Source organism: Actinosynnema sp. (assembly GCF_052038725.1).
The window spans coordinates 1-4,951 of sequence record NZ_JBQGCX010000064.1; the positions used below are offsets into that span (position 1 = coordinate 1).

The 4,951-nt window shown below is 74.8% G+C and carries 6 protein-coding genes and 2 pseudogenes; all 8 read left to right on the forward strand.

Translation table 11 applies throughout. The features are described from left to right. Positions 1-647: pseudogene (locus ACTUAL_RS01250) on the forward strand (ABC transporter ATP-binding protein); the annotation flags it as partial. Then, entirely contained in the window at positions 644-1,426 is a 783-nt protein-coding gene (locus ACTUAL_RS01255; protein ID WP_096497142.1) for an MlaE family ABC transporter permease, read from the forward strand. The pseudogene ACTUAL_RS01250 and the gene ACTUAL_RS01255, both read left to right, overlap by 4 nt. A gap of 1 nt (position 1,427) precedes the next feature. Continuing rightward, on the forward strand, positions 1,428-2,267 hold the full coding sequence (locus ACTUAL_RS01260; RefSeq protein ID WP_096497141.1) for an MlaE family ABC transporter permease: 840 nt from the start codon (positions 1,428-1,430) through the stop codon (positions 2,265-2,267). After that, positions 2,264-2,413: a hypothetical protein gene (locus ACTUAL_RS01265; RefSeq protein WP_440898964.1), complete on the forward strand. Its 150-nt coding sequence runs from the start codon at positions 2,264-2,266 to the stop codon at positions 2,411-2,413. Before ACTUAL_RS01260 ends, ACTUAL_RS01265 begins: the two co-directional genes overlap by 4 nt. Beyond that, entirely contained in the window at positions 2,410-2,916 is a 507-nt protein-coding gene (locus tag ACTUAL_RS01270; RefSeq protein ID WP_440898965.1) for a hypothetical protein, read from the forward strand. The genes ACTUAL_RS01265 and ACTUAL_RS01270 overlap by 4 nt, the downstream gene beginning before the upstream one ends. Further along, positions 2,913-4,058, forward strand: a complete 1,146-nt coding sequence (locus ACTUAL_RS01275; protein WP_440898966.1) for a hypothetical protein — start codon at positions 2,913-2,915, stop codon at positions 4,056-4,058. Before ACTUAL_RS01270 ends, ACTUAL_RS01275 begins: the two co-directional genes overlap by 4 nt. A gap of 101 nt (positions 4,059-4,159) precedes the next feature. Further along, entirely contained in the window at positions 4,160-4,654 is a 495-nt protein-coding gene (locus ACTUAL_RS01280) for a hypothetical protein (protein WP_096498108.1), read from the forward strand. Positions 4,655-4,670: 16 nt separating this feature from the next. Further along, positions 4,671-4,951: pseudogene (locus ACTUAL_RS01285) on the forward strand (hypothetical protein); the annotation flags it as partial.

Sequence of the window (4,951 nt, forward strand, 5' to 3'; positions counted from 1 at the left end):
TGGCGCGGGCCCTCGTGCTCGACCCGGAGATCATCCTGTGCGACGAGCCGGACTCCGGGCTCGACCCGGTGCGCACCGCCTACCTGAGCCAGCTGCTCATCGACCTGAACGCGCAGATCGACGCGACCATCCTGATCGTCACCCACAACATCACCGTCGCCCGCACCGTCCCGGACAACCTGGGGATGCTCTTCCGCCGGGAGCTGGTCGTGTTCGGACCCCGCGAGGTCCTGCTGACCAGCGAGGAACCGGTGGTGGAGCAGTTCCTCAACGGCCGCCGCAACGGGCCCATCGGCATGTCCGAGGAGAAGGACCAGGCCACCATCGCCGCCGAGCTCGCGCACCGCGCGGCCGGGCACGCGGACGGCCCACCGGACGAGGACGTGCGCGGCGTCGTGCCGCAGCTCGAACCCACGCCGGGACTGCCGCCGAGGCGGGCGGTGCGCAGGCGCAAGGACCGGGTCATGGACGTCCTGCACACCCTGCCGCCGCGCGCCAGGCAGGGCATCGTGGCCAGCCTGACCCCGCAGGAGCGGCGGCGCTACGCCGCGCTCGCGGGCGCGGGCCCGGCGAACCCGCCGACGCTGGTGGACGAGCAACCCGCCGGACCACCGGTTCCCCGCACCGGGCCGGGGGACCTCGCGTGAGCACCCCTGCGTTACCCGGAGCCGGCCTGCTGCGCGAGACCGGCAGGCTGTTCGCGCTCGCGGGCCAGGTGGTCGCGGCGTCGTTCCGGCGGCCGTTCCAGGTGCGCGAGTTCGTGCAGCAGTGCTGGTTCGTCGTCAGCGTCACGGTGCTGCCGACCGCGCTGGTGTCCATCCCGTTCGGCGCGGTCATCGCCCTCCAGCTGGGCTCGCTGACCAGGCAGATCGGCGCCCAGTCGTTCACCGGCGCGGCCAGCGTGCTGGCGATCGTCCAGCAGGCCAGCCCGATCGTGACCGCGCTGCTCATCGCGGGCGCGGGCGGCAGCGCCATCTGCGCGGACCTCGGCTCCCGCAAGATCCGCGAGGAGATCGACGCCATGGAGGTGCTCGGCGTCTCGCCGGTGCACCGGCTGGTGGTGCCCAGGGTGCTGGCCGCGATGGTGGTCGCGGTGCTGCTCAACGGCATGGTCAGCGTCGTCGGCGTCATGGGCGGCTACTTCTTCAACGTCGTCCTGCAGGACGGCACGCCCGGCGCGTACCTGGCCAGCTTCTCGGCGCTCGCCCAGCTGTCCGACCTGTGGATCGGCGAGCTCAAGGCGCTGGTGTTCGGGTTCATCGCGGGCATCGTCGCCGCCTACCGGGGCCTCAACCCGGCGGGCGGCCCCAAGGGCGTCGGCGACGCGGTCAACCAGGCCGTGGTCGTCACGTTCCTGCTGCTGTTCTTCGCCAACTTCGTCCTCACCACGATCTACCTCCAGGTCGTGCCCGCGAAGGGGAGCTGACGTGGCCACGACCGGCGAGCGGGCGCGGCGCGCGGCGGGCGCCCCGCTGCGGGGGCTGGACTCCCTCGGCGACCAGCTGTGGTTCTACCTGCGCGCGCTCGCCTGGGCGCCGCGCGCGATCACCCGCTACCACCGCGAGGTGCTGCGGCTGCTCGCCGAGGTCAGCTTCGGCAGCGGCGCGCTGGCCGTCATCGGCGGCACGATCGGCGTCATGGTGGGCCTGTCGGTGTTCACCGGCACGGTCGTGGGCCTGCAGGGGTTCACCGCGCTCGACCAGATCGGCACCTCGGCGTTCGCCGGGTTCGTCTCGGCCTACTTCAACACCCGCGAGATCGCGCCGCTGGTCGCGGGCCTGGCGCTGTCGGCGACGGTCGGGTCCGGGTTCACCGCGCAGCTCGGCGCGATGCGGATCTCCGAGGAGATCGACGCGCTGGAGGTCATGGGCGTGCCGAGCCTGCCGTACCTGGTGACCACCCGGATCGTGGCCGGGTTCGCGGCGATCGTGCCGCTGTACGTGATCGGTTTGCTCACCTCGTACCTGGCCGCGCGGACCGTCACCGTGCACTTCTACGGGCAGTCGGCGGGCACCTACGACCACTACTTCACGCTGTTCCTGCCACCGGGGGACGTGCTCTGGTCGTTCGGCAAGGTCCTGGTGTTCGCGGTGGTGATCATCCTGACGCACTGCTACTACGGGTACCGGGCGTCCGGCGGACCGGCGGGCGTGGGCGTCGCGGTCGGGCGGGCGGTGCGCACCGCGATCGTCACCACGAGCCTGCTGGACTTCTTCCTCAGCCTGGCCATCTGGGGCACCACCACGACGGTGCGGATCGCCGGATGAGCCGCGACCGCCCCCTCGGGGTGGCCGCGCTGCACCGGGGCGCGTTCACCCCCACGACCACCGTGCTGCCGCGCGCCGACCGGGTCGGGAACCAGCTCGCGGTGGACTCGGACGTGGAGGTCCGGGGGCTGGTGGTGGGGCGGTGATCGAGCGGGACCGGACCGCGAGGGCCGTCGAGCTGGAGCGGCTGCTCGCCGACGCGACCGGCCTCGCCGAGGCCGCGTTCTCGCTCACCGGGGAGCGCTCGCTGCCCGCGCCCACCACCGCCGCGATCAAGCACCGCGACCTCGTCGGCAGGCGCTACCTCGCGCTGGAGCAGTGCGCCGGCCCGGTCGGGGAGGCGCTGCCGCCCGGCGGCGGCATCCCGCCGGAGCGCACCCGGCCCGCGCTCGGTGACCTGGCGTCCACCACCGGGGGCTTCCCGGACGAGGCCAGACCGCCGCTCAGGACCGACATCGCGAACCTCGGCCTGGCCGCCACCACCCTCGGCGACAGCGGGGAGCTGATCGAGGGTCTGGTGCAGCGGCTGCCGCACGAGCTGGAGACGCTCACCCGCACCGCCTCCTACGGGTCCTGGTCCAACTTCTTCCTGCGCGAGGCGCGCGGGCAGGTCGCCGTGCCGACCACCCGGAGCAGGTGCGGGTGGTGAGCCGGGCCAAGGGACGGGCGGAAGAGCCGGATCGGCCGAGTCGCAGCACGGGGTTGAGGTGCGGCGGGCTCGGTGGCGCGCGCGAACTCGTGCCGCAGGCGGGCGTGGCGGTGGACGACGCGCCGGTCGGGCACCGGACCGAGATCACCAGGGCGCTGACTCGGCTGGTCGCCCTGCTCACCTCGCTGGACTCGCTCGTCGACGTCGCCGTGGACACCGTGGGCCGCAGCCGCGCCGACCACACGAACGTCTACGCGGACCTCGCCCTGGACCTCGACCTGGACCTCGGGAGCGTCGTGGAGAACCTGTCGCGCGCGCTGCCGCTTCCGCTGCCCGTCCCGCCTGCGCCACCGCTGGGCCGGATCGGCTGCGGCCTTGCTGACCTGCTCGGCGGGTCCTCGGTGCGGGTGGGGCTGGCCGCCATCGGCGGCGCGTTCCCCGGTGGCGAGGTCGCTTACCGGGGTGTGGTGGTGATGTGGGTCGGGCCGATGCGGCTGACCGAGGACGGCGTCGACGCGGGCGCGCCGCCGATCCTGAGCGGCCTGGAGGTGGTGGTCGCGAACCGGTCCACCGTGGGGGAGCAGTACGTGGACCTGCGCCCGCGCCGCGAGGACGGGCCGGTGCTGGCGGTAGGCGAGGCGGCTCAAGTCCTCGGACGGGGAACTGCGGCGGCTGATGGAGGTCGCGCCGAACCCCGGCGGGCCGGGCGCGCCGGGTGGGGGAGGGGTGGAGCGGCCGGGGCGGGAGCCGACGGCGCCGGAGGACTGGGCGCCGCTGCTGATCGGGTTGGGCCAGTTGCCCGGGCTGCCGGGCTGAGGGAGGGGACGTGGCGGGAGCGCGCGAGTCGGGCCTGCGGGAGGCGGAGGAGCACCGCCCTCCGGAGGCGGGGAGCGGAGAGGTGGCCGGGGGCGCGGCGCGGGACGCGGACGGGGCAGGTGTCGCGGACGCGCCGGACGCTGCTGCGGACCGGGACCCGGCCACGCCCGCAGGGGAGGCGGCGGACGCCGAGCCGGACCCCGCAGGCGGGGACGCACCGGGTGGCGACGGACCGGGCGGAAACTCGCCCGGCGGGGCCGTACCGATCGGGGAATCGCCCGGCAGTGACTCGCCGGGTAGCGACGGACCGGGCGGCGACTCACTGACCCAGGACCAGTCGGCCGAGGACACGCCGGTCGGCGACTCGCCTGACGGCGACTCGCCGGTCGCGGCTTCGCGGTCCGGGGGCGCGCGTGGGTGGAGGCGGGTGCTCCCGGTGGCGGTGGTGCTCGTGGTGCTGTCCGCCGGGTACGCGCTGTGGGCCGGGATCACCTGGTGGAGCGCGTCCACCGGTGACTCGGTGGCCTACGCGCGGGAGCGCGACGAGGTGCTCAGGGTCGGCCAGGTCGGGGTCGTCAACTTCACCACGCTCGACTTCCGGAAGGTCGACGAGGACCTGGACCGCTGGCTGGACAGCTCGACCGGCGACCTGCGCCGCGAGGTCGAGGAGGGCAGGCAGACCCGCCGCGAGCAGATCGAGGCCGCGAAGACCGTCACCACCAGCCGCGTCCTGGACGCCGCCGTGACCGAGCTCGACGCCCGTGCGGGCACCGCGGCGCTGATCGCCGTGGTGGAGACCACCGTCGCCCCGGAGGGCGGCCAACCGGTGAAGAAGATCAACCGCTACCGCACCGCCCTGACCAGGACCGACGCCGGCTGGAAGCTGGCAGCCCTCGGCCCGGTCGCGGCAGGCGGCGCGTGAGAGAGGAGCCCCGCGAATGCCACCCCAGCGCCGCCGCCCCGTCCCCACCCCGCCCAGGACCAGGCCCAGGGTGGCCGGCCTGCGCAGGCCCGGCCCACCCGCACCCCCGGAACCCCCGCCGACTCCGACCGCGGAACACCCGCACTCGCTGGCGGACCCGAGCACGGCCGCATCAGAGGGCCTGAGCGCGGCCGCGCCGCAGGACACGAGCACACCCCCGGCGCGCGGTGAGAGCCCGGACGCGCGGCGCGCGGGCACGACCCCGCCCGCAGGCCGCCCGTCCGCGCCGACCACGCG